Source organism: Bradyrhizobium sp. SZCCHNR1043 (assembly GCF_032489675.1).
Taxonomy (GTDB): Bacteria; Pseudomonadota; Alphaproteobacteria; order Rhizobiales; family Xanthobacteraceae; genus Bradyrhizobium.
Window position 1 is genome coordinate 302,859 of the sequence record NZ_JAUEYN010000005.1, and the last position, 22,685, is coordinate 325,543.

Sequence of the window (22,685 nt, forward strand, 5' to 3'; positions counted from 1 at the left end):
TCTCCGATGAATCTCAGGCGGCCGGCGGCTGAGCGCCGCTTTCGGCCGCCGATCCAGCCATCATGCTGCGGCGGCTCGACAGCCAGATCGGGATCTCGCGGTAGCAGGTGCCTTTTTCATTCATCTCCGCGACCGTCCACCGGCTCGGATGCCGTTCCTTGCCGACGAAGACCCAGTCGTCGGCGGCGGGCGGCGGCTCATTCGGCCTCGTCCTCAGCCATGCCGAACGAGCTCCTTTCGGCAAGCGATCCTGCTTCATCTGATAGAGATCATATACTGGTGAACGCATGACGCTACTCGTCCTCAAGCAACCGCAATCCTCAACACCCTCAGCGTGTCGCGTCGTCGCGGCGGAATTGTGGGAGCGGCGCGGCCAAGCTGTGCAAAAGCACGATCAAGCCTGCAATGGACGGCATCTGCCATATTCTTCGCGTGGCGCGTATCACTTCGAAAAGGCGACGCGCGGGGCCGTTCAACAACCCCGCGAGCCCGGACCGACGCCGATTGCGTCCGGCAATGAAGAGCCGCCAGCCTCGACCGGCAGACTGATCAAATCAGAAGAAGGCGTAGCTGAGATCGAGACCGTAGGTGGCGTGGAGAATGAAGCCAAACGCAGTGGCGCCGCAGAGCATCAGGATCGTGCGCAGCTTCTCGGAGTCGATACGAGTCTCTTCGAGATGGGTCGGGAGAGCCTTGATGAGTGTTGTCATTGTGGGACCTCTGTACGCGAAACGAAGACGGAGAGTGAGTTTTGAAAAGTATATCCGAGGTTGTTAGATCCCGTTTCTGGGGAGGTGGTTTTGTAGGGCCCCAGAAGAGTTCTAATTGTGAAAGAGGAACCCAGCATCGTGCAGTTTTTGGGGCAAAGTTGCGGAAAGTAAATGATCAGTAAATTAAATCTGAGGTTGATATTAGTTGCGTGCAGTATTGTTGCACGTTTTGGCTGTTGAAAGAAGTTGCCAGGTTGCGGAGACGCGGCGTCGCACGTTTTTAAGCCAAATTCCTTCAGGGAAGCGGTTTAGGCGCGCTCAGCCTGCGCGGGCCGGTGCCGATAAGCACTGTCCGAGGTACGACGCCAATGCGGTTGCAAAAGCAACTCGAAGTATAGAGGCAGCCCACCTCGACCTCGGCCGATTTGTGGCGAGGTGTTAACGGCTATGGCGATGTCGCCACTCGCTCGCCAGCTTCTTTGGCATGACTGGTATCATGTGAGTGGTGACGACGGAAGGCGGTCGCTGAAATCTCGCGGGTGGGTGTGCTCATCAAACAACAGCCGCACAATCATCGAGCGTGGATCCCGCGTGCGTCTCGCGTCGAGCCTAGTTGAGGCGTCAGCGTGGCAGGCGTTTCGTGGATGATGATCGCGGGAGTACGCGCGGCACGTCTGCCCGCGTGACGACAGCGCGTTGCTAGGCCGGGGCAATCAAGGCGGAGGGCTGGTCAGTCACGGACACACAAGCGGTCCTTGTGTCGAAAGCTGCGTCGGGCGGGGGCGCGCTGGCGCAGTGAATGATCCGGCTTGCCGGCATGTTGGCCTTGACGGTGCTGCCATTCTCTCTGGCGCGTCGGGCTTCCAATCACCGCCTCGAAGTCAGCACCGGGATCGGGACCGAGTGCGAGTTCTCTTGATGCTCGCGGGATGCACCCCCGCAGGCGAATGGCCTCCCGCTGGGCCTGCGATCCGTCGGCGTCCCCACGCGGCGGGACCGTGGGATAGTGCGGCAATTCGGATACACCAACCAAGAACGGTATTTCCGTGTGTTTCGGAACGTTGCAATCCATTTGCGGACATGTCAGCAGGTAACTCGTTAGGGCGAACGGCCCGCCCAGGCTACCAGCATGACGCGCACAAAGGATTTGGAGTACCGGCCGGACATCGATTGGCTGCGCGCCGTAGCCGTGATTTCGGTCATTGGATTTCATTTCGAGTTGCCAGGCTTTGGCGGCGGGTTTGTCGGCGTCGATATCTTCTTCGTCATCTCCGGTTATGTGATCTCCCGGCTCATCTGGACCGGCATTCAATCCAATTCGTTTTCGTTCATCGCCTTCTACGAACGAAGGGCGCGGCGCCTGCTTCCGGCGCTCTACCTGATGATTGTCGTCACCGGGATAGTCGCGTGGTTCTTTGCGCCTCCTGGCGACTACCGAATGTTTTTCGGAAGCGCGGTCTCTACGCTTCTGTTTTCGTCGAACATCTTCTTCTGGTCGCAGACCGGCTATTTCGATCTTCCAACGATCGGGAAGGTTCTCATCCACACTTGGTCATTGTCGGTGGAGGAGCAGTTCTACTTCCTGTTTCCGGTCGTGACTTGGCTCTGGAGCAGGCTGTTTCCCGACCCAACGTCGAAGCTGTCGCTCGGACTGGTCGTCACCGGAACGGTCGCGCTGTGCGTGCTCGATGAGCTTTGGATCAAGCAATCGCCCTCTGCCGCCTTCTACATCGCCCCGCTGCGGGCCTGGGAGTTTTTGATCGGAAGCATCGCGTTCTTTCTGCATCGATGGTCACCGGTCAGAAGCGAGGCGCGTCTCATCCTTGCGACAGCCGGCATGGGCTCCATGCTGATTCCCGTGGTCATCTTCCGCGCGGAGACACGATTCCCCGGGTTGCATGCGCTAATTCCCTGTCTCGGTACTGCGTTCTATATTGTCGCCTTCAATCAGAAGCAGGGCAGGCCCCGGCTGCCGTTCCGCGAGACCGGAGCCTTTCTCGGCCGTCTGTCCTATTCGCTCTATCTTTGGCATTGGCCGGTGTTCGTCCTCGGCAGGGCCGCGCTGCCGCTCGATGTCGCGCCCTCGGCGTTTGCCACCGCCGGGCTCCTGCTGTGCTCGCTGCTGCTGGCCTATCTCTCTTACGTCATCGTCGAGCGGCCGGCACGCGCGCGAACGGAGTGGGTTGGCGTGCGTGGCTCCCCGGTGATCGCGGGCATTGCCGTCGTCCTGATCGCGGTCGGAGTTCACGGCATCGCTCATGACGGCTACGCCGATCGCTTCCCGCAATCCCAGGCACGAATGCTCCGGTACGATTCCCGGACGATGGAGCCGTTCTATCGTGCGCACAGCTGCTTCTTGCAGCCCGATGAGCCGCCATCGGCCTACGACTTTGATGCGTGCCTGAAGCCGGCCGCAAACAAGCGCAACATTCTGCTCGCCGGCGACAGTCTCGCCGCACATTATGCCTGGGGATTGCGCAGCTACCTATCCTCCGATGCCTATCATCTTCTGCAGCGTACGTCAGCGGCCTGTCCCCCGTTCGTCGAGCTCAAGCTGAGCACCTCGCGAAACTGCAACGACGTCAATCAGCTGCTACGCGATCAGATCAGGGCCCACGGCTTTGACGGCGTCGTTCTTTCCGGCAATTGGCGCGCCTATCTCGAAACCTACGGCCAGCCTCCTGCACGGCGCGTCGATCGGTATTTGAACGCGCTGCTGGCGGCAGCTCAGGAAGCCGGCGTTCCAGTTCTGCTCCTCGGTCCTTCGATCGAGTTCCCCGCTCCCTTGGCTTCGACGTTGTTCAACCATGAGCAGACGCACGTCCCAATCGGCAATTCGCTCTTGCCGAGAGAGGGGGCGTTCAAGGCGGACGACCGTTTGAAGGAGATCGCCAGCGCGTATCCGCTCGTTCAATACGTTTCCATTCTCGACACGATTTGCAGCAAGAGGCGTTGCCCGCTGACGATCGACGCGGAAACGCCGATTGTTTGGGACACCATCCATTTCACCCCGGAAGGGTCGAGGTTTTTCCTTTCGCAACTCGCGCCGCAACTGGATGCGTTCTTGCGGAGACTTGAGCAGCCCGCCGAGACCGGAACGCACGAACTCATGGCGGGTGACGGCCCGACGGCAACCCGGAACGTCGCTCCATCCCAGGTTCAATGATGAGGAGCGATCGAGCACGGGACCTGCGGGAGCCATGAACCTTCGACTGGGGTCGCGCGTTCGCCTGCCGCTGATGGCGGACGCTGCCTTCGCTGAGCCGCGAAGGTGGTTCAACGTCATGTTTTCTCAAGCCGTTGGGGACGACAGACATGAATCCGATCATCAAGGCCATGGCTGTGCTTGCATGCGCCGCGTGCTGGAGCAACGCCGCGCCGGCCGAATCGGTGCGCTGGAACACCTATAGGATCCCGGAGACCGGCACGTCGGTCGACATTCCCGTCTCGATCTTCAGCGACACGGCGGGCCAACCCGAGGGCTACGGCCAGCGCTTCCAGACCGCGGACGGTCGCGCCAATCTGACCGTGCAGTCGATGCCCGATGACACCCGGGAGTCGCCGGCGCGATTCCTCGCCCAGAAGAACCCGCCGCCGAACATCCAGTACAAGCGCGTCACCTCGCGCTTCTTCGCGGTGTCGAGCTACAAGGGCGACTACGTCTGGTATAATCGCTGCAACTTCGTTGGGGGCTATGTCCACTGCGTGCTGATCAACTACCCCCGGGCCTGGGAGCGCGATTGGGACGGCATCGTCACCCGCATCAGCCTGTCGCTGAATCGGAGCTGAGCGGGACGCCCATAGCGAAGCCTGGGACCGGCGGCTTTGATCCGCCTCAATGATACCGTCGGGCTGCGTCGCATAAGCTTCGGCTTCATTTCAGCCGCCGCTTACAGACGAGCCCGCCCCTCATGGCCGCCGCGTCCTTCACCGTCCGGGCCGAAAGCGCCAGCGCGATCGCCACCATCAGGTGCCGCAGCGCGCAGGATGCGCTGCTCACGGCAAACGCCTATCTGCGTCTCGGCGCTGCCTGCGTCAGCATAGAGACGCCGGGTGGACAGAGGATGAGCCCAGACCGGCTCGATGCGCTGCTCAACGATTCCGGCGGGCGCATCGGCTTGTGAAGCCGGGCGTCATGCAGATCGGCAATCATCGCTGGCGTGATCGCGACGGCCTGCCCGGTGCCTCCCGGGAGCACATCCAGGTTCAGGGTGACGACGCTTCGATGCGGTCGTCGGGCAGCGCCGTCGGCCACGAGACATCCGCGATATAGGGGCCGTAGAGGACGTCCTGACGCCGCCGGTAAATGATCGTGAGGGCGACAGCGGCGATGAAACAGATTGCGGCAAACATGGCTAGTTCAAACATGGTCCAACTCCATCGCCCAAGACGTGGCGGATGAAGGGCGTCGGCGTCAAATGGAAGCCGCCATTAAGCTGAAGAGCAAAGCTTGATGCGCGTGGGTTTTCCGGACGAGCAGTCTGCAGGCAGACAGCCAAAGTGGGCCGGCGGCGCCCGCGCGGCTCAATCTCGGATCGAAATTCCGGCCACTCGGCCGCGACCTACTCCGCGACGGTCGACTGATCGGTATTGAGCTCTGGAAACATCGCCCGGCAGCTCAGGCAATAGGATTCGAAAATGAAGCTCAGCAACGCGGACATCGGTAACCCCTACGGTCGATTTGATGTTCGGCAACATGCCGGGGGTCTGTTTCACGACGACTTCGTAGGCGCGGCGAAATGGTTTCGATCGGCTCCCGGAATGTTTCGTCCTGCGCGGGGGAGGGGCGATTGATCAGCGACTGTGACGTCATCATCGACCAGCCCGGCTCATCCGCAGTTCCGGACGTGGGCGCGTGCAAGCTCCTGAAGATGAAGTTGTTGCAGTAGTCCTTCCGCTTCCAGAACCATTCGCCATCGGCGCGCTGGTGGATCTCCGGGTCGAAGGCGGACAACGGAAGCAATCTCCCGCGGCTCAGGAATTGGCCTCGATAGCCAAGACCCCGCAGGAGCAAGAACGTCTCCTTCACCCTGTCGAGCGTCGCCAGGCGGTGGTCGCACTCGACCACGATCAACGGCCGGCATCGGCGCAAGGTGCGCTCGGCGCCGCGCAGCACGTCGAGTTCGGCACCCTCGACGTCGATCTTGATCGCAGACACATTTCCCGTATCGGGGAGATAGTCGTCCAACGACGTCGTCTGCACCTGGATCGTCTTCGAGGTCTCGGCGGGGCGGAGCAGCGAGGCCCCGGGCTGGTGCCCCTCGGGCACGAACAGGGTCTTCTTGCTGGAGCACGAATAGACGGCGCGTGGTTCGACCACGACGTTGTCGAGCGAGAACCGCTTGCAGAGCCGCGCCAATCTTTCGGCCAGGTCCGGCTGGGGCTCGAAGGCGACGACCCGCCCCGGCGCCGACCACCGCGCCAGCCAGTAGAGAAAACTGCCCTTGTTGGCGCCGATGTCGCAGACGACGTCGCCGCGCCGGATGTGACGCCGCAGCTCGGAAAGCTCCGTCTTGTGGTCGCGGAATCTGGACCGCAAAATTCTCACCAGAAACCGGGATGCCTCATGTTTCGCCAACCGAGCCCCCCAATGCCATGGCCACGCATCCGCCAAACGAAGGCAAGCTTGGGTGCGCACGCCCTGTCGTTCACGGCAATGTTTCGAAATGGACGAGCGGCGGGGCGCCACGATGGCGCTGGCGTGGCGATTGGCGATCCCAGCAGGACTCGAACCTGCAACCCGCGGAGTAGAAATCCGCTACTCTATCCAGTTGAGCTATGGGACCGTCGTCGCGACGTGAACGGCACGGGCGGACGTCACGGGATGAACGCCCCGAGGCGAAGCCCCGCAGGTACGGCCATCCCATAGCATGGGTCATATGAAAAATCTTCCGTTTCGCCAAGACCGTCCGAACCGGATACGGGCCGGCGGCGACCAAGCGGAGGCGGAGGAGGGTCATCAAGGGCCCGTTCGCGCGTCAGCGGCGCTGGTCAAACGGCTGCCGCGGCCTTTGCCGGTATGCCATGTCCTGTGAACATGTCCTTTGAATTGCCGTTGATGAACAGATTTTCCCGGCCGCGGCCGCCTGCCGATGGCAGCCAAGGCCACGGGTCGCTATCTTGGCCCCTACAACCCTTGCCATCAGTCCGTCACCATTTCGCGTCCATTCTCGCCACCAATCGGTCAAACACGGGCGTCGATCCGTGCACCGCCAAGAGCTGTCTGGAAATCTTTCCAGAGAACTTTCAAAGAGCCGTCCAAGGAGCTGCCCCATGATCGGTCTGGTTCGCGCCGTCGCCCTCTGCGCCATCATGGCGCTCGGCCTCGTGTCCGCCCATGCCGCCGACAAGGCGTTCAAGCGCGACGATCTGGCTGACGCCGCCGTCAAGCTGGAGGCCCAGATCAAGAGCGAGGCGGGGGCGGTCAACAAGCCGCTGGCGACCTTGCGCACCGACGCCGATGCTGCGCTGCGCCGCAACGACCTCCGCACGGGTCTGCAAATCCTCGGACAGATCGCCACAGTGGCCCCGGATGATTCCGGTAATTGGCTGCGGCTGGCGCGCACCGTGCTCAACCAGATCAAGCCGATCAACTCGTCGGAGCAGACCTTCCTGCTGGAGCGCGCCTCGACGGCGGCCTACATCGCCTATCAGCGCGCCGGCAATGCCGGCGAGGAGGCGGACGCGCTCGCGGTGCTCGGCAAGACCATGGCCGAGCGCAAGCTGTGGCGGCCGGCGCTGGATGCGCTGCGGATGTCGCTCGACCTGCGCGAGGTCGCCGATGTCAGGGGCCAGTATGAGCGGATGCGCGACGAGCACGGCTTCAAGCTGCTCGACTATACCGTGGATTCCGACTCGGCGAGCCCGCGCGCCTGCTTCCAGTTCTCCGAGGATCTTGCCAAGCGCACCGACTTCTCGCCGTTCGTGGCACAGGCAGGTACCGACAAGCCGGCGCTGACCGCGGAGGACAAGCAGCTCTGCGTCGAGGGCCTCAAGCATGGCGAGCGCTACAACATCAACCTGCGCGCCGGGCTGCCGTCAGGCGTGAAGGAAAGCCTGCCGAAATCGGCCGAGTTCAACATCTATGTCCGCGACCGCAAGCCGTTCGTGCGCTTCACCGGCAAGGCCTATGTGCTGCCGCGCACCGGCCAGAAGGGCATTCCGCTGGTCAGCGTCAACACGCCCGCCGTCAACATCAACGTCTTCCGGATCGGCGACCGCAACCTGATCAACACCGTCATCGACAGCGACTTCCAGCGGCCGCTGTCGAGCTACCAGCTCACCGATCTCGGCGACCAGCGCGGCATGAAGGTGTGGAGCGGCGAGCTCTCGACCGCGATGACCCTGAACCAGGACGTCACCACCGCCTTTCCGGTGGATCAGGCGCTCAGCGACATGCAGCCGGGCGTCTATGTGATGACGGCCGCGCCGAAAGGCCCGACCAGCGGCAATGACGAGGACAGCGGCGGCCAGCTCGCCACGCAATGGTTCATCGTGTCCGATCTCGGCGTCGCCTCGTTCTCCGGCAATGACGGGATCCATGTGTTCGTCAACTCGCTGGCTTCAACCGATCCGGTGGTGCGCGCCGAGGTGCGGCTGGTGGCGCGCAACAACGAGATCCTGGCGACCCGCAGGACCGATGAGGCCGGGCACGCGCTGTTCGAGACGGGGCTGGCGCGGGGCGAGGGCGGGCTGGCGCCGGCGATGCTGACGGTGGTCGGCGAGAAAACCGACTACGCCTTCCTCAGCCTGAAGACGACCGCCTTCGATCTCTCCGACCGGGGCGTGTCCGGACGCGAGGCACCGGCCGGGCCGGACGCCTTCGTCTATTCCGAGCGCGGCGTCTACCGTTCCAACGAGACCGTCTACCTCACCGCGCTGCTGCGTGACGGCAAGGGCAACGCCATGACCGGTACGCCGCTGACGCTCGTCGTTGAGCGTCCTGACGGGGTCGAGTTCCGCCGGGCCGTGCTGCCGGATCAGGGGGCGGGCGGCCGATCGTTCAGCGTGGCGTTGAACTCGGCGGTGCCGACCGGCACCTACCGCGTGCGCGCCTTCACCGATCCCAAGGGGGCGGCCATCGGCGAGACCACCTTCATGGTCGAGGACTACGTCCCCGAGCGGCTGGAATTCGACTTGTCGTCCAAGGACAAGCAGATCAAGGCTGAGACTCCTGTGGAGGTGAAGGTCGACGGCCATTTCCTCTACGGCGCGCCGGCCTCCGGCCTGCAGCTCGAGGGCGACCTGCTGGTGACGACCGCGTCCGAGCGGCCGGGGTTCCCGGGCTACCAGTTCGGCGTCGCCGACGAGGAGAGCGCCTCCAACGAGCGCACCCCGATCGAAGGCATGCCGGAAACGGACGAGAAGGGCGCGGCGACGTTCCCGGTCAGCCTTGCCAAGCCGCCGTCCTCCAGCCGGCCGCAGGAGGCGCAGATCTATGTGCGGATGGCTGAGACCGGCGGCCGGGCCGTCGAGCGCAAGCTGGTGCTCCCCGTGGCGCCCAAGGCCGCGCAGATCGGCATCAAGCCGTCGTTTTCCGGCAAGAGCGTCGGCGAGGGCGAGAAGGCCGAGTTCGACGTCGTGTTCGTCTCGCCCGAGGGCAAGACGCTGGCGCGCAATGGGCTGCGTTATGAGCTGCTCAAGATCGAGTCGCGCTATCAGTGGTACCGGCAGAACTCCTATTGGGAGTACGAGCCGGTGAAGTCGACGCGCCGGATCGGCGATGGCGACGTCACGATCGCCGCCAACAAGCCGGCGCGGCTGAGCTTCCTGCCGGAGGCCGGGCGCTATCGCCTCGACGTCAAGTCGGCGGATGCCGACGGTCCGGTGACGTCGCTGCAGTTCGACGTCGGCTGGTACACCGACGGCAGCGCCGATACGCCGGATCTCTTGGAGACCTCGCTCGACAAGCCGCAATACCAGTCGGGCGACAGCATGGTCGTGACGGTCAATGCGCGCACCGCCGGCAAGCTGACGGTCAATGTGCTCGGCGACCGGCTGCTGACGACGCAGACCACCGAGGTCAAGGAGGGCACCAACCAGGTCAAGCTTGCAGTCGGCAAGGACTGGGGCACTGGCGCCTATGTCGTGACGACGCTGCGCCGTCCGCTCGATACGGCCGCGCAGCGCATGCCGGGCCGAGCGCTCGGCGTCGCCTGGTTCGGTATCGACAAGTCGGCGCGCACGCTCAATGTCGCGCTGACGCCCCCGGCGCTGGTGCGTCCGGGCTCGGCCTTGAAGATTCCGGTCAAGATCGGCGGGCTCAATCCCGGCGAGGACGCCAAGGTCGTGATCGCGGCGGTCGATGTCGGCATTCTCAACCTCACCAACTACAAGCCGCCGGCGCCGGACGAGTATTATCTCGGCCAGCGCCAGCTCTCGGCCGAGATCCGCGATCTCTATGGCCAGTTGATCGACGGGATGCAGGGCACGCGCGGCCAGATCCGCTCTGGCGGTGACTCTGGCGGCGCCGAGCTGCAGGGCTCGCCACCGACGCAGAAGCCGCTGGCGCTGTATTCGGGCATCGTCACCGTCGGGCCCGACGGAACTGCCGAGGTCAGCTTCGACATTCCGGAGTTCGCCGGCACAGCGCGGGTGATGGCGGTGGCGTGGAGCGCCACCAAAGTTGGCCGCGCCAATGTCGACGTCACCGTGCGCGATCCCGTGGTGCTGACCGCGACCCTGCCGCGCTTCCTCCTGTCAGGCGATCGCGGCACGCTGTCGTTCGATGTCGACAATGTCGAAGGCGGGCCCGGCGACTATGTCGTCAGCGTGAAGGCGGGCGGTCCGGTCAAGGTGTCCGGCAATGCCAACGTCACGATGAAGCTCGCGGCCAAGCAGCGGGCGTCGTCGACCCTGCCGCTGGAGGCCAGCGGCACCGGCACGGCGCAGCTCGACGTCGAGATCAAGGGACCGAACGGGCTTTCGCTGGCGCGGCACTATCAGCTCGACGTCAAGCCGGCGACCCAGGTGCTGGCGCGGCGCTCGATCCGCACGCTCGCCAAGGGCGAGAGCCTGACGCTGACGTCCGACATGTTCTCCGATCTCGTGGCGGGCACCGGCACGGTGTCGCTGTCGGCGGGGTTGTCGACCGCGCTCGATGCGGCGACCATCCTGAAGGCGCTCGACCGCTACCCCTATGGCTGCTCGGAGCAGATCACGAGCCGCGCGATGCCGCTGCTCTATGTCAACGAGCTCGCGGCCGGCGCGCATCTGGCGATGGACACCGAGGTCGACCAGCGCATCCGCGACTCGATCGACCGGCTGCTGGCGCGGCAGGGATCCAATGGCTCGTTCGGCCTGTGGTCGTCGGGCGGCGACGATCCCTGGCTCGATGCTTATGTCACGGACTTCCTGACCCGCGCCCGCGAGAAGGGCTTTGCGGTGCCGGACGTGCTGTTCAAGAGCGCGCTCGACCGCGTCAGGAACTCGGTGGTGAATGCCGAGGAGCCGGAGAAGACGGGCGGCCGCGATCTCGCTTATGGCCTCTACGTGCTGGCGCGCAATGGCGCGGCGCCGATCGGCGACCTGCGCTATCTCGCCGACACCAAGCTCGGCAATCTCGCCACCCCGATCGCCAAGGCGCAGCTTGCCGCGGCGTTGGCGCTGGTCGGCGACCGCGCCCGTGCGGAGCGGGTCTATGCCGCCGCGGCCGACAGCCTCGCGCCGAAGCCGGTCTTGGTGTTCGGCCGCACCGATTACGGCTCCGACCTGCGCGATGCAGCGGCGCTGGTGTCGTTGGCGGGCGAGGGCAATGCGCCGCGGGCGACGTTGACGCAGGCCGTCGCCCGTGTCGAAGCCGCGCGCGGGCTGACGCCGTACACCTCGACGCAGGAGAATGCGTGGATGGTGCTGGCGGCGCGCGCGCTGGCCAAGGAGACGCTGACGCTCGACATCAACGGCCAGGCCGTGAAGCAGGCGATGTACCGCAGCTACAAGGCGGCGGAGCTCTCAGGCCAGCCGCTGAAGATCACCAACACCGGTGATGCGCCGGTGCAGGCAGTGGTCTCGGTCTCCGGCTCGCCGCTGACGCCGGAGCCGGCCGCGTCGAACGGTTTCAAGATCGAGCGCGGCTACTACACGCTCGACGGCAAGCCGGCCGATATCAGAACCGCGAAGCAGAACGACCGTTTCGCTGTCGTGCTGAAGGTCACCGAGGCCAAGCCGGAGTACGGCCACATCATGGTGTCGGACTATCTGCCGGCGGGGCTTGAGATCGACAATCCGCACCTGGTGTCGTCGGGTGACAGCGGCACCTTGGACTGGATCGAGGACGGCCAGGAACCGGTCAACACCGAGTTCCGCGACGACCGCTTCACCGCCGCGCTCGACCGCGCCGCGGATTCCAAGTCGGTGTTCACGGTCGCCTACGTCGTGCGCGCGGTGTCGCCCGGCAAATACGTGCTGCCGCAGGCCTATGTTGAGGACATGTACAATCCCTCGCGCTATGGTCGGACGGGCACGGGCTCGGTGGAGGTCCGCGCGGCCAAATGAGCGAGGGTGGGACGAGCGATCGTGAGCTGGGTGGCAAGACGGACCTCCACACTCCGCCATGCCCGGTCGCTCCGCGCGCTCCGAACGACGTGGATGGCCGGGACAAGCCCGGCCATGACGGCAGGAGAGGGTGGGGCGTCAAACGGCTGTTCGCCATTGCGCTCGCATTGGTCGCGTCGGTCGCCGTCGCCATCACCGCCTGGACCATCTCCCTCGGCCCGCTGCCGCTGGGCGAGGCGAGGGCGGTCTCCACCACCGTGGTCGACCGCCACGGCAAGCTGCTGCGTGCCTATGCGATGGCGGACGGGCGGTGGCGGCTGCCGGTCAGCGTCAAAAAAGACGTCGATCCGACCTATCTGAAGCTGCTGCTGGCCTATGAGGACCAGCGCTTCTTCGACCATCACGGCGTCGATCCGCGCGCGCTGGTGCGGGCGGCCATCCAGCTCGGCTCGCACGGCCACATCGTCTCCGGCGGCTCGACCATCACGATGCAGCTGGCGCGGCTGCTCGAGCCGCGGCGGCAGCGCTCGCTGCATGCCAAGCTCCGGCAGATCGTGCGCGCGCTCGAGCTCGAGCGAAAGCTGAGCAAGGACGAGATCCTCGATCTCTACCTGACGCTGGCGCCCTATGGCGGCAATCTCGAAGGCATCCGTGCCGCCTCGATTGCATATTTCGGCAAGGAGCCGAAGCGGCTGTCGCTGGCGGAAGCGGCCCTCTTGGTGGCGCTGCCGCAGTCACCGGAGACGCGGCGACTCGACCGGCAACCCGAGGCCGCTCGACGCGGCCGCGACCGCGTGCTCGACCGCATGGTGTCGGAGAACGTGATCTCCGCCGAGGACGCGGCGCAGGCGAAGGCGCAAGCCGTGCCGGCCTTCCGCAAGCCGATGCCGATCCTGGCGCCGCATGCCGCCGACCAGGCCTCGGCGGCCGTCAAGGATCAGCCGATCATCCGCCTGACGCTGGATGCGTCGCTGCAGAGGGTGCTGGAGCCGCTGGCGCGCGACCGTGCCATCGCATTGGGACCGAACATCTCGGTCGGCCTCATCGTGATCGACAATGACAGCGGCGACGTGCTCGCCCATGTCGGCTCGGCGGATTATTTCGACGAGAAGCGGGCAGGGCAGGTCGACATGACCCGCGCGGTGCGCTCGCCGGGCTCGACCCTGAAGCCGTTCATCTATGGACTCGCCTTCGAGGACGGCTTCGTGCACCCGGAGAGCCTGATCGAGGACCGCCCGGTGCGCTTCGGCTCCTACGCGCCGGAAAATTTCGACATGACGTTCCAGGGCACGGTGCCGGTGCGCAAGGCGCTGCAACTGTCCCTGAACGTGCCCGCTATCGTGCTGCTCGATCGTGTCGGCGCCAGCCGGCTGTCGTCGCGACTGAAGCAGGCCGGCGGCAATCTGGTGCTGCCGAAGGACGAGGCGCCCGGCCTTGCGATGGGGCTCGGCGGCGTCGGCGTGACCCTGCAGGACCTCGCCCAGCTCTATGCAGGCTTTCCGCGCCTCGGCACCACCAGGCCGCTGCGCGAGATCATGACGGCTGAGGGGACTGACGGCGCGCGCGAGCCGATGCGGCTGATGGATTCGGCGGCCGCCTGGCAGGTCGGCAACGTGCTGCTGGGGACGCCGCCGCCGGAAAACGCAGCCCGCAACCGGATCGCCTTCAAGACCGGTACCAGCTACGGCTATCGCGACGCTTGGTCGGTCGGCTTCGACGGCCGCGTCACGATCGGCGTCTGGGTCGGCCGGCCTGATGGCGCGCCGGTGCCCGGCCTGATCGGTCGCGTCGCCGCGGCGCCGATCCTGTTCGACGCTTTTGCCCGCAGCGGCAAGCTGCCAGCAACATTGCCGAAGCCGCCCAAGGGGGCACTGGTCGCCAGCAATTCAAAGTTGCCGCTGCCGCTGCGCCGGTTCCGGCCGATCGGCGAATTGGTGCGGACCGGCGCCGAACAGGCGCCGCACATCCAGTTCCCGCTGAACGGCTCGCGCATCGATGTCGACCGATCCGCGGGACGCGAGGCATCGGTGATGCCGGTGAAAGTGTCGGGCGGCGTGCTGCCGCTGACCATGCTGGTCAATGGACTGGCCGTCGGCGAGATCGATAGCCGCCGCCAGCGCCTGATCGATCCGCCCGGGCCGGGCTTTGCCCGCCTCACCGTGATCGATGCCACGGGCGCTGCGGACACAGTTGTGGTCAGAATCCAGTGAGGGTTCGCTAAGCGGTTGTCGGCATGGCGGTTTCAGCGTATTCGGAACCCCATGGTCGAGACCTATGCCCGCCCCCGTTTTGGAGAGCCGCGCGAGCCGAAGAACCTGGTCAATCCAGGCAATCGGCTGGTGCGGATGATCGATGCCGTCACCGTGAGCCACACCAGGGCGGCGGCGTTCCTGCTCGTCTGCGGGCTGCTGTTGTTCCTGCCGGGCTTCTTCACGATCCCGCCGATCGATCGCGACGAGGCGCGCTTCGCCCAGGCGACCAAGCAGATGGTCGAGAGCGGCGATTACGTCGACATCCGCTTCCAGGACGACGTGCGCTACAAGAAGCCGGTCGGCATCTACTGGTTGCAATCGGCCGCGGTCGAGACGGCGTCGGCGATCGGTCTGCCGCGTGCGCAACTGCGCATCTGGGTCTACCGCATTCCCTCGCTGATCGGCGCGATCGGCGCGGTGCTGCTGACCTATTGGACCGCGCTCTCCTTCGTGACACGGCGCGGCGCCGTGTTCGCCGCCTTGCTGATGTGCTGCTCGGTGCTGCTCGGCGTGGAAGCCCGGCTCGCCAAGACCGACGCGATGCTGCTGTTCACCGTGGTGGCTGCCATGGGTGCGCTGGCGCGCGTCTATCTGTCGTGGCAGCGCGGCGAGGATCCGGTGCATCCGCCCTGGGGACCGCCCGCGATCTTCTGGACGGCGCTCGCCGGCGGCATCCTGATCAAGGGCCCGCTGATCCTGATGTTCGCGGGACTGACGATCGTGACCCTGGCGATCATGGATCGCGGCGCCGGCTGGCTATCGCGTCTGCGCCCTCTGTGGGGACTGATGTGGATGCTGGTGCTGGTGCTGCCCTGGTTCGTGCTGATCTTCCTGCGCGCCGGCGACACCTTCTTCGCCGACTCCGTCGGCGGCGACATGCTGAGCAAGATCGGCGCCCAGGAGTCGCATGGCGCGCCGCCGGGCCTCTATCTGCTGCTGTTGTTCATCACCTTCTGGCCCGGCGCGCCGCTGGCCGCGATGGCGGCGCCTGCGGTGTGGCGCGCGCGGCGCGAGCCGGGGGCGCAGTTCTTGCTGGCCTGGCTGCTGCCGTCCTGGATCGTGTTCGAGGCGGTGCTGACCAAGCTGCCGCATTATGTGCTGCCGCTGTATCCGGCGATCGCGATCCTCACGGTGGGCGCGCTGGAGCGGCGGGTGCTGGCGCGCAACTGGCTGCGGCGCGGCGCGGCCTGGTGGTTTGCGATTCCCGCCATCACCTCGGTGGTGGCCGTGATCGGCGCCATCATCGTCACGCACCAGCCGGTGTTCCTGGCCTGGCCGTTCGTCGCGGCGTCGCTGATCTTCGGCCTGTTCGCCTGGTGGCTCTATGACGACGGCCGTGCCGAGCGCTCGCTCTTGAATGCCGGCGTGGCGGCGATGTTCCTGGCGTTCGTGGTATACGGCGCCGTGCTGCCGGCGCTGACGCCGCTGTTTCCCAGCGCGGAGATTGCGCGCGCGCTCCGCAACGTGGTCTGCGTCGGGCCGAAGGCGGCGGCGGCAGGCTTCCACGAGCCGAGCCTCGTCTTCATGACAGGGTCGTCGACGCAACTCACCGACGGCTCCGGCGCCGCCGACTTCCTCAGCCAGGGCACCTGCCGCTTTGCTTTGGTCGAGCAGCGCACCGAGCGCGCCTTCGTGCAACGGGCCGAAGCGATCGGGCTGCGCTACAACGTCGCCAAGCGCATCGACGGCTACAACATCTCGCAGGGCCGTCCGGTCTCGATCGCGATCTATCGCTCGGAGGGCACCGAATAGATGTCGGCGCCCGACAGCCCCGCGCGATCGTCAGGCTATTTCGCCCAGCTCGCGCTGGTCGGCAAATTCTCGCTCGGCCGGCTGGTCCGCCAGCCGCAAACGGCGCCGGAGGCCGCGAGCCGGCAACGCCTGGGGCGCGAGCTTCTCCTGCTCGGCGCCATCGGCCTGAGTGCGATCCTGATGCTGATGTTCGCGTTCGATGCTTACGAGATCGGGCTGATGCCGACACGCGGAACATCGAGCCTTTGGCCGGTGCGGATCATCACCGAGTTCGGTCAGGATGAATACGTGCTGGGACTGTTGGCCGTGAGCGTCGTCGCGACGATCCTGATTGCGCCGCTGTGGCCGGAAGCCAGCCGCAGCCGTCTGCTGAATTTCGCGACCCACGTTCAATACGCCTTCTTCGCGGTGCTGAGCGCGGTACTTGCTGCCCAAGTGCTGAAATACATCATCGGCCGCGGCCGCCCCTTCGTCGGCGGCAAGGCGAATGCCTTCAATTTCGACCCGTTCAACGGCACGCCGGCCTATTTCAGCATGCCGTCCGCACATGCGGTGACGGCCTTCGCGCTGGCCTTTGCAATGTCCGCCATCTGGCCGCGGTTGCGCGTTCCCATGTTCATCTATGCCGTCGTGATCGCCTTGAGTCGGCTGGTGCTGCTGGCGCATCATCCGAGCGACGTGGTCGCCGGCGCCGTGGTGGGATTGGCCTGCGCCGTGCTCGTCCGCTACTGGTTCGCAGCTCGTCGGCTCGGCTTTCGTCTCGGCAAGGACGGCCAAATCGTACCGCGCTAAAGGGGTTGATAGCGGGCCCCAAGCCCCATAAGAAGCCTCCGCCGGAGCGCCCCGGGGCAGGAACCGGCCCGATCACGCCCTTACGAGTCTCAACTCTTGTCGACCGAATCCCCCGTTGCCGTCTCCATCGTCGTTCCCGTGCGCAACGAGGCCGGCAACATCACGCCGCTGATCAGCGAGATCGCGACCGCGCTCGATGGTCTGTGGCCGTACGAGATCATCTACGTCAATGACGGCTCGACCGACGAGACCGCGCAGCGGCTCACCGAGGAAATGGCACTGCGGCCGAACCTGCGCGTCCTGCGGCATGAGACGTCTTCCGGCCAATCGGCGGCTGTCAGGAGCGGCATCCGCGCCGCCCACGGCGCTGTCGTCGCGACGCTCGACGGGGACGGGCAGAACAACCCTGCTTTTCTGCCCGAGCTCATCGCCGCGCTCGAAAAGGGCGGTGCGCATGTCGGCCTCGTCGCCGGGCAGCGGGTCGGCCGCAAGGATACTGGCTTTAAGAAACTGCAGTCACGGCTCGCCAACAAGATCCGCAATGCGGTGCTGCACGATGGAACGCGTGACACCGGCTGCGGCCTCAAGGCGGTTCGCCGCGACGTGTTCCTGATGATGCCGTATTTCGATGGTCTGCACCGCTTCCTGCCGGCGCTGGTGCGGCGCGAGGGCTATGACATCGCCTATGTCGACGTGATCGACCGGCCTCGGCACTCTGGTGTCTCGAACTACGGGTTCTTCGACCGGCTCTGGATCGGGATCATGGATCTCGCCGGCGTGTGGTGGCTGATCCGCCGCAAGAAGCCGACGCCGGTTGCGATCGAGGTGAAGTAATGCTGATTCAATTCGGGCAGGCGTTCAGCAACTATCTCTACGACATCTTCATCGCCAAGTTCGATTTCTGGCTGGTGTTCGGCCTCGCGGCACAACTGGCCTTCGCTGCGCGCTTCCTGGTGCAGTGGATCGCCAGCGAGCGCGCGGGCAAGAGCGTCGTGCCGCTCGCATTCTGGTTCTTCTCGATCGGGGGAGGGCTGATGACGCTGATCTATGGTCTCGTGAAGCGCGAGCCGGTCATCATCTTCGGCCAGCTGTTGTCGAACATCATCTACGTCCGCAACGTGATGTTGATCTTCAAGAACCGCCAGCGGGAATCGCAGACGCTGAGCAATTGATCGGGCCGTAGGGGTCTCACCACCGCCGACATTCCGGGTTCAATCGCCACGCGCAGCCGCGTCGCGGCTGCACATTGACGCTTGCCCAGGAATGACGGTGGTCGTGAAACCGGAAGAGTAGTTTCACTGATAGGACGCGCAAGACTCAGCGCGGCAATGGCTGGGCCGACGATGCGGGCAGGGCGGCGGCCTCTGCGCTCTCGACTGCTTCGCTGCGGCGGGGCGCGACCTCGCCGGCCGCATCGAGCACGGGATAGGCGACCGAGCAGATGTGCGAGTGGATACGCCTGAGATCGCGCAGCACGTCGAGATGCAGCGAGGTGGTTTCCAGCGTCTCCGAGCGGCCCTCGCGCAGACGTTCGAGGTGCCGCTCGGTCGCGCCGAGTTCGGCGTTGCGGAGCTCGGCTTTCTGATCGAGCAGTTGGTGGGCTTGCTGCGCATCGCCGGACATGAAGATGCCGAACGCGATGCGGAGCGCCTCCATGATCTGGCGATGAAAGGCCTGCAGCTCGTCGGCGCCCTCAGCGGAGAACTGGAACCTGCGTTTGATCTTCTTGGTCGCGAGCTCGCTCAGGTTCTTGTCGATGATGTCGCCGATATGCTCGAGGTTGATCGCGAAGGAGATGATCTCCATCGCGCGCTTGCCCTCGCGCTCGTCCAGGCTGCCGCGCGTCAGCTTGGTGATGTAGAGCTTGATGGCCTCGTCGAGCCGGTCGACGACGTTGTCGGCGCGTGACACCTGATCCACGAGGCCACGGTCGTTGGTCATCATCGCGGTCATGACGTTGCGCAACATGGTCTCGACCAGATCGCCCATGCGCAGCGCCTCGCGCGCCGCGTCCGCAAGCGCAAGCGACGGGGTTTCCAGCGCGGTCTCGTCGAGATAGCGCGGCTTCGCCGGATCGACCTCGGCCGGGCGGTCCGGAAACAGTCGCGTGAGCAACTTCTCCATGCCGCCCAGCAGGCCGATGAAGACCACGGCCGTGCCGAGATTGAACGCCATGTGGAACTGCGCTGTCAGCTTCGACAGATCCGGTTGCCACGATTGCAGCAAATTGGCGAGCGGATGCAGGAAGGGTGTGATCAGCGCGACGCCGATGATGCGGTTGAGGAGATTGCCGACGGGCAGGCGATAGCTCGCAGGATTGTCGCGGTGCGCGCCCTCGAACACCGGGTTGACGGCGCTGCCGAGATTGGCCCCGAGCACGAGCGCCAGCGCCGCATCGGCCGTAACGAAATGCGCATAGGCCAGCGACATCACCAGCAGCACGCTGGCGACGCTGGAGTGCACGACCCAGGTGACGAGCGCACCGAAGATGATGCACAGCGTGACATCGGCCGTGATCGCCTGCATGAACACGCGCATCGCCGGCGCTTCTTCGGCGGGTGCCAACGTATCGATCAGAATATGCAGCGACAGCAGCATCAGGCCGAGGCCGATTGCTACTCGGCCGAGATCCTTGATGCGCGATCGCGGCCCACTGCGGAACGCCACCAGGCCGAGCACGAACAGGATGGGGGCGACTGCCGCCACGTTGAACGAGAGCACCTGGACGATCAGCGTGGTGCCGATATTGGCGCCGAGCATGATCGCGAGCGCCGGGATCAGGCCGACCAGGCCTTCCGCTGCGAAGGAGGTCGTGATCAGCGCGGTCGCCGTGCTGCTCTGGAGCAGAGCGGTCAGACCGAGGCCGGCAGCGAGGGCGCTGAAGCGGTTGCGCAGCGCCCGCGACAGCAGCAGCCGGAGATCCGGGCCGAAGGCGCGGAGAATGCCGCTGTGGACCATGTGAAGGCCCCACAGCAGCAACGCCACGCCGCCCATCAGATCGAGCAGAACCATGATTTCCGTTCGTTCGAGCTTTCCTTGCCGCGCAGGCTACCCCCAATCGGCGGGACATCAACGCCAATTTGTCGGCCCCGGCTGCCCGATCGCGCGGCGCTCCGCTGGCTGCGAGCGTGCTTAAGCCGCGTTGAACGCCGCAAAGCCTCGGTCGAGATCCTCCTTGAGATCCTCCACGTTCTCCAGGCCGATATGCAGACGCAGCGTGGGCCCCCCCGGCGCCCAGGTGGTGGCCGTGCGGTAGCTCGCGCAGTCGAACGGAATCGCAAGGCTCTCGAAGCCGCCCCAGGAATAGCCCATTCCGAACAGCGTCAGCGTGTCGAGCATCGCATCGACCGCGGCTTGTGGCTTTGGTTGCAGCACGATGCTGAACAGGCCGGAGGCGCCGGTGAAGTCCCGCTTCCAGATCGCATGCCCCGGATGGCTCTCCAGCGCGGGATGCAGCACCTCGATCACCTCGGGACGCGCGGCGAGCCAGCGGGCCATTTCCAGCCCCGAGCGATGGTGCTGCGCCAGGCGCACGCCCAGCGTCCGCACCCCGCGCAGGGCGAGGAACACGTCGTCCGGGCCGGCGCAGACGCCGAGCAGGCGAATGCCCTCGGCGATCAGCGGCCATGCCTTCGCATTGGCCGAAATCGTGCCGAACATGATGTCGGAGTGGCCGCCGATATATTTGGTGGCCGCCTGCATGCTGATGTCGACGCCCTGGTCGAGGGAGCGGTGGTAGAGCGGCGTCGCCCAGGTGTTGTCGTCGATGACCAGTGCGCCGTGCGCATGTGCGACCGCGGCAATGGCGGGGATGTCCGGCATTTCGAACGACTGCGAGCCCGGCGCCTCGACAACCACCGCGCGTGTATTTGGTTTGAGCAGTTGCTCAATTCCTGGGCCGATCAATGGGTCGAAATAGGTCGTCTCGACGCCGTAGCGTGCCAGCATGCCGTTGCAGAAATTGCGGGTCGGACGATAGATGCTGTCGCACACCAGCACGTGGTCGCCGGCCTTGAGCACCGACAGCAGCGTGGTCGAGATTGCCCCAAGGCCGGATGGTGCGATGCCGACGCCGGCGCATTGCGGTCCCTCCAGCGCCATCAGGACCTGCTGCAGGGCCTTCGTCGTCGGCGTGCCGTGGCGGCCATACTGGAATTCGCCGCGGTGTGCGTGCAGGTCCTCGGCGGTTGGATACAGAACCGTCGAACCATGAACGACGGGGGGATTCACGAATCCGTGCTGCGCCTTAGTATCCCGCCCCGCCGTGATCAGCCGTGTTTCGACGTTTTGTCGCACCGCCGCAGCGGGGTCATTCGATGATGCCATTCGCGTGTCTTTTCTCTCTTAACCTGCCGGGATAGCTCGAAATCGGGCAGCACTGCGGTCGTTAATAACAGAATGCAGAACAGGCCCGTCAACCCCTTGACCCGGACCGCCAGTCGTTCTGTGATGCCGGCGCAATTCGATCGCTGCACGTTGAGGGGCTTGCCGCGATTTCCGCTTCATCTCGCCTGCACGGCTTCGTCGTGCATGGTGTACGCCATATTCTTGGTATGGCGTTTGCAACGCGGATTCAGGTCGGGCCCCCCTGCGCGCTGAGACTTCATCGCTCCCCAAGGACGACCGCGAAAGGCTGTATTTATGAAACGCGTCACTCTGGCTCTCACTCTTGCTCTCGCCCCGGTGCTGGCGAGCGTCGGCGCCCAGGCCGAAACGCTCAAGACCGTCAAGGATCGTGGCATGCTCGCCTGCGGCGTCAGCCAGGGCCTCCCTGGCTTCTCGTCGCCTGACGACAAGGGCAACTGGACCGGGATCGACGTCGACGTCTGCCGCGCCATCGCCGCCGCGATCTTCAACGATCCGACCAAGGTGAAGTTCGTTCCGCTGTCCGCCAAGGACCGCTTTACCGCACTGCAGTCGGGCGAAGTGGACGTGCTGTCGCGCAACACCACCTGGACCCTGTCGCGGGACACCTCGCTGGGCGCCAATTTCGCCGGCGTGACCTATTATGACGGCCAGGGCTTCATGGTGAAGAAGGCCCTCAAGGTGAATTCTGCGCTCGAGCTCAACAGCGCCTCGGTCTGCGTGCAGACCGGCACCACCACCGAGCAGAACCTCGCCGACTACTTTAAGGCCAACAAGATGAAGTACGAGGTAATTGCGTTCGCCGGCGCCGACGAGACTGTGAAGGCCTATGAATCCGGCCGCTGCGACGTGTTTACCACCGACGTCTCGGGCCTCTACGCCGAGAGGCTGAAGCTGTCCAATCCGGCCGATCACGTCGTGCTGCCTGAAGTGATCTCGAAGGAGCCGCTGGGCCCGATGGTACGTCACGGTGACGATCAGTGGTTCGACATCGTCAAGTGGACGCTGTTCGGGCTGGTCACCGCCGAGGAGCTCGGCGTGACGCAGGCGAACGTCGACGAGATGGCCAAGTCGGACAAGCCCGAGTTCAAGCGCGCCTTCGGCACCGATGGCAATCTCGGCGAGCAGCTCGGCCTCACCAAGGACTGGTTCTCGCGCATCGTGAAAGCGGTCGGGAATTATGGCGAGATGTATGACCGCAACGTCGGCGCAGGGTCCAAGCTGCAGATTGCGCGCGGTCTGAACCAGCTCTGGAACAAGGGCGGTCTGCAGTACGCGCCGCCGATCCGCTGATCGCTGCACGAGATCGGGGCTGCGGCGA

The 22,685-nt window shown here is 65.1% G+C and carries 15 protein-coding genes, 1 tRNA gene and 1 pseudogene; 10 read left to right on the plus strand and 7 right to left on the minus strand.

Features of this window, described 5'->3' with window-relative positions:
- Positions 1-13: 13 nt before the first annotated feature.
- Both QX039_RS11100 and QX039_RS11105 read right to left on the minus strand, forming a co-directional pair.
- On the minus strand, positions 14-289 hold the full coding sequence (locus QX039_RS11100; protein WP_315738063.1) for a hypothetical protein: 276 nt from the start codon (positions 287-289) through the stop codon (positions 14-16).
- A gap of 265 nt (positions 290-554) precedes the next feature.
- Entirely contained in the window at positions 555-710 is a 156-nt protein-coding gene (locus QX039_RS11105; RefSeq protein ID WP_315738062.1) for a hypothetical protein, read from the minus strand.
- Positions 711-1,839: 1,129 nt separating this feature from the next.
- Between QX039_RS11105 and QX039_RS11110 the strand changes: the two genes are divergently transcribed.
- The 3 genes from QX039_RS11110 (at position 1,840) to QX039_RS11120 (ending at position 4,834) form a co-directional block, all read left to right on the plus strand.
- The gene (locus QX039_RS11110) at positions 1,840-3,876 is read left to right on the plus strand and encodes an acyltransferase family protein (protein ID WP_315738061.1); all 2,037 of its coding nucleotides are present in this window, start codon (positions 1,840-1,842) and stop codon (positions 3,874-3,876) included.
- Positions 3,877-4,025: 149 nt separating this feature from the next.
- Complete coding sequence (locus QX039_RS11115) at positions 4,026-4,499, plus strand: hypothetical protein (protein ID WP_315738060.1); 474 nt, start codon at positions 4,026-4,028, stop codon at positions 4,497-4,499.
- 122 nt (positions 4,500-4,621) lie between these two features.
- Positions 4,622-4,834, plus strand: coding sequence for a hypothetical protein (locus QX039_RS11120; protein ID WP_315738059.1), 213 nt, complete (start codon positions 4,622-4,624; stop codon positions 4,832-4,834).
- An 82-nt stretch (positions 4,835-4,916) separates the two neighbouring features.
- Here QX039_RS11120 and QX039_RS11125 read toward each other — a convergent pair whose 3' ends face one another.
- The 3 genes and pseudogenes from QX039_RS11125 to QX039_RS11135 all read right to left on the minus strand — a co-directional run bounded on the left by QX039_RS11125 (position 4,917) and on the right by QX039_RS11135 (position 6,496).
- The gene (locus QX039_RS11125) at positions 4,917-5,063 is read right to left on the minus strand and encodes a hypothetical protein (RefSeq protein WP_315738058.1); all 147 of its coding nucleotides are present in this window, start codon (positions 5,061-5,063) and stop codon (positions 4,917-4,919) included.
- A 499-nt stretch (positions 5,064-5,562) separates the two neighbouring features.
- Positions 5,563-6,288: pseudogene (locus tag QX039_RS11130) on the minus strand (FkbM family methyltransferase); the annotation flags it as partial.
- Positions 6,289-6,419: 131 nt separating this feature from the next.
- A tRNA-Arg gene (locus tag QX039_RS11135) sits at positions 6,420-6,496 on the minus strand.
- Between the two features lie 487 nt (positions 6,497-6,983).
- On the opposite strand from QX039_RS11135, the gene QX039_RS11140 reads away from it, so the two are divergent.
- From QX039_RS11140 to QX039_RS11165, 6 genes are all read left to right on the plus strand, one after another.
- Positions 6,984-12,203 carry an alpha-2-macroglobulin gene (locus QX039_RS11140; protein WP_315738057.1) on the plus strand — a complete coding sequence of 1,740 codons (5,220 nt, stop codon included), beginning with the start codon at positions 6,984-6,986 and terminating at the stop codon, positions 12,201-12,203.
- Entirely contained in the window at positions 12,200-14,413 is a 2,214-nt protein-coding gene (gene pbpC / locus QX039_RS11145; RefSeq protein ID WP_315738056.1) for a penicillin-binding protein 1C, read from the plus strand. The genes QX039_RS11140 and pbpC overlap by 4 nt, the downstream gene beginning before the upstream one ends.
- A 51-nt stretch (positions 14,414-14,464) precedes the next feature.
- Positions 14,465-16,207 (plus strand): glycosyltransferase family 39 protein, encoded by a 1,743-nt coding sequence (locus QX039_RS11150; RefSeq protein ID WP_315738055.1) that lies wholly within the window; start codon positions 14,465-14,467, stop codon positions 16,205-16,207.
- Positions 16,208-16,999 (plus strand): phosphatase PAP2 family protein, encoded by a 792-nt coding sequence (locus tag QX039_RS11155; RefSeq protein ID WP_315738054.1) that lies wholly within the window; start codon positions 16,208-16,210, stop codon positions 16,997-16,999.
- A gap of 96 nt (positions 17,000-17,095) precedes the next feature.
- A complete protein-coding gene (locus tag QX039_RS11160) occupies positions 17,096-17,833 on the plus strand; it encodes a glycosyltransferase family 2 protein (RefSeq protein ID WP_315738053.1) in 738 nt (245 codons plus the stop codon).
- Positions 17,833-18,171 (plus strand): lipid-A-disaccharide synthase N-terminal domain-containing protein, encoded by a 339-nt coding sequence (locus QX039_RS11165; RefSeq protein ID WP_172109779.1) that lies wholly within the window; start codon positions 17,833-17,835, stop codon positions 18,169-18,171. Before QX039_RS11160 ends, QX039_RS11165 begins: the two co-directional genes overlap by 1 nt.
- Before the next feature lie 145 nt (positions 18,172-18,316).
- On the opposite strand, the gene QX039_RS11170 is transcribed toward QX039_RS11165, so the two are convergent.
- Together QX039_RS11170 and metC are read right to left on the minus strand one after the other, a co-directional pair.
- Positions 18,317-20,011: a Na/Pi cotransporter family protein gene (locus QX039_RS11170; protein WP_315738052.1), complete on the minus strand. Its 1,695-nt coding sequence runs from the start codon at positions 20,009-20,011 to the stop codon at positions 18,317-18,319.
- Positions 20,012-20,131: 120 nt separating this feature from the next.
- On the minus strand, positions 20,132-21,325 hold the full coding sequence (gene metC / locus QX039_RS11175; protein ID WP_315738051.1) for a cystathionine beta-lyase: 1,194 nt from the start codon (positions 21,323-21,325) through the stop codon (positions 20,132-20,134).
- Positions 21,326-21,640: 315 nt separating this feature from the next.
- On the opposite strand from metC, the gene QX039_RS11180 reads away from it, so the two are divergent.
- Positions 21,641-22,657, plus strand: a complete 1,017-nt coding sequence (locus QX039_RS11180; protein ID WP_315738050.1) for an amino acid ABC transporter substrate-binding protein — start codon at positions 21,641-21,643, stop codon at positions 22,655-22,657.
- The last annotated feature ends 28 nt before the right edge of the window (positions 22,658-22,685 follow it).